The following is a 2,011-nucleotide window of genomic DNA, read 5'->3' as shown; positions in this document are numbered from 1 at the left end:
TCGCCAGACGCTCTTTGTGCGGTATTGCCTCAATATTTTCCTGCAACCAGATCTGCAAAGGAAGTGGTTTTTCCGATGCCAGCATATGCACAATACAGCATCAGATAAAATGCATCTGTGGAATCGACAAGTCCGTTACCGTCAATATCGCATGCCGCAGGTTTTACATTTTCCGGCACTGCCACACCGGCGGACTTCGAAGCAACGTAATACATCAGATAAAACACGTCTGTGGTATCGATCGCACCGCTGCCGTCGGTATCTCCGGTCACAAACGGACGATACAGCAGAGAGATGTCACGAGATACCTGCAAATTGCCCTCCGCAGTGACTTCCGCAGTCGGTTCTGAAGCGGACACCGGTTCCGTCATCTGCTCCGGAAACGAAACCGCATATGTATACGTGCTGTTTCCGCTGACAGATGCTTCCATGTGGGGGTCTGCGATCAGCACGCTGTCGTCCTCGAATATGGCTCCGTCTGTATCCGGTTCGCTGACGGAAACGTGATACACGGAGTTATAAATGCAGGTCAGGGACGGCGATGTATAAGTATGCGGAAATTCCGCCGGATTCTGCGGGCATTCGCAGTAGTCCACCAGCAGCACATACGCTGTTATGTCGGCGTCTTCTGCCGGCGACAGGTTCATATCATAATAGGTTGGTGTGCCCTCCGGTGTGAACTTCTGCACGGTCACATGCACCGGATAGTCCTGTACTTCCACCACAATTCTGCCGGTGATCTGGCTGTCCGGCACCGGTTTCGGCACATCGGTAGTCAGGGCTACACTCTTTGCACATTCCACCGTCTTTTTCACAGGGGCATCGGTTTCTTCTGCCGAAGCAGCCCACAGAGTTCCCAGCATCGTGCCGCACAGCACCGATGCCGTCAGTCCGGCAAACAGTTTTTGCAACATGATCTTCCCTCCTTAATACGGCATAGTGAACTGTCCCACACGCCACGAGCCGTCCTCCAGCACCAGCGTGAACGTGTCCTCCTTGGTAGAGGCAGAGCCGTCTTCGGGATCTTCATAGCTGGAAGTGACTGCAAAGGTCAGCTGGCTGGAAGTGCTGGCGGTGAGAGCCGTTACCGCAGACGATACATAAGAAATATCGGCTCCGCGGTCGCCCATTCTGCCGTACAGCTTATCCTCGGACATTTCCAGCATGCCGTCAAAGTCCGAAGCGTGAGCAGACTTGGCAAACACGGCATAGTACGGTGCTTCGGCATCTTCCAGCGTGTCACAGCTGGTGATCCGCACGTAGTCATCGGCAATGGTGTCCTCAGTATCATACGTAAAGCCGCTGCTGGAGCAGAGATAGGTGTAATAGGTCTGTGCAGCCTTTTCGTACATCTGCTGAGCCTGTGCCACCCATTCGCTTTCTGTCATGCCGGTATCCCCGACTGTCCCCTGAGAGGCGGCTGCCTCTGCGGTGACTGCGGCAGTGGTTTCTGTGGTGTCGGCAGTTTCTCCGGCAGCTGTCGTGTCAATGGTTTCGGTGTCCTCTGCCGCAGTTTCCGTTTCTGCCGGCTGAGTTTCTGCTGCTTCTTCGGAAGCCGTTGTTTCTGCGGTCATATTTACCGGTGTCTGGCTGTCGCCATTGCCGGAAACATCTGTGCATCCTACCATAAGGGCTGCCAGTGCACAAAAAGCGGTACAGGCAGCGAGCATTTTTTTCTGCATGAAGTTCGAACTCCTTTCTTGCAGGGACGGTTTCCCCTTGGGGCAACCAATATAAAATTGCCCCCAATCTTTCGACTGTGTAACTTCTATTATAACACATCTTTTTCAAAAAGGCAATGCTTTTTCTGCAATTTTCCGGAGAGAATAAAGGCAATACCGCATAAAGCTTGTACACTAAGATGCGTAGTCAGTTTTTTCGACAGATCGCACAGAAATTCCGAATCCCACTGTGTTGATGCGATTTTCCGGTAAAGCCAAAAAAGCACGCAATCTCTACAGACCGCGTGCAAATTCTTGGAGCTGTTAACCAGATTCGAACTGGTGACCTC

The 2,011-nt window shown here is 52.4% G+C and carries 3 protein-coding genes; all 3 read right to left on the bottom strand.

Features of this window, described 5'->3' with window-relative positions:
- Nucleotides 1–29 precede the first annotated feature (29 nt).
- Complete coding sequence (locus RUMCAL_RS02835) at nucleotides 30–914, bottom strand: dockerin type I repeat-containing protein (protein WP_021680981.1); 885 nt, start codon at nucleotides 912–914, stop codon at nucleotides 30–32.
- Between the two features lie 12 nt (nucleotides 915–926).
- Nucleotides 927–1,682 carry a hypothetical protein gene (locus tag RUMCAL_RS02830; RefSeq protein WP_021680980.1) on the bottom strand — a complete coding sequence of 252 codons (756 nt, stop codon included), beginning with the start codon at nucleotides 1,680–1,682 and terminating at the stop codon, nucleotides 927–929.
- 89 nt (nucleotides 1,683–1,771) lie between these two features.
- On the bottom strand, nucleotides 1,772–2,011 hold a 240-nt coding region (locus RUMCAL_RS16135), incomplete at its 5' end, for a hypothetical protein (protein ID WP_021680979.1).

Source organism: Ruminococcus callidus ATCC 27760 (genome assembly GCF_000468015.1).
Classification (GTDB): domain Bacteria; phylum Bacillota; class Clostridia; order Oscillospirales; family Ruminococcaceae; genus Ruminococcus_C; species Ruminococcus_C callidus.
This window is presented reverse-complemented; position numbering and strand designations above follow the sequence as displayed.

What these genes read in the sequence shown, in the direction of transcription:
- RUMCAL_RS02830 (WP_021680980.1), bottom strand. Translation starts at nt 1,682, where the DNA reads ATGCAGAAAAAAATGCTCGCTGCCTGTACCGCTTTTTGTGCACTGGCA.
- RUMCAL_RS02835 (WP_021680981.1), bottom strand. Translation starts at nt 914, where the DNA reads ATGTTGCAAAAACTGTTTGCCGGACTGACGGCATCGGTGCTGTGCGGC.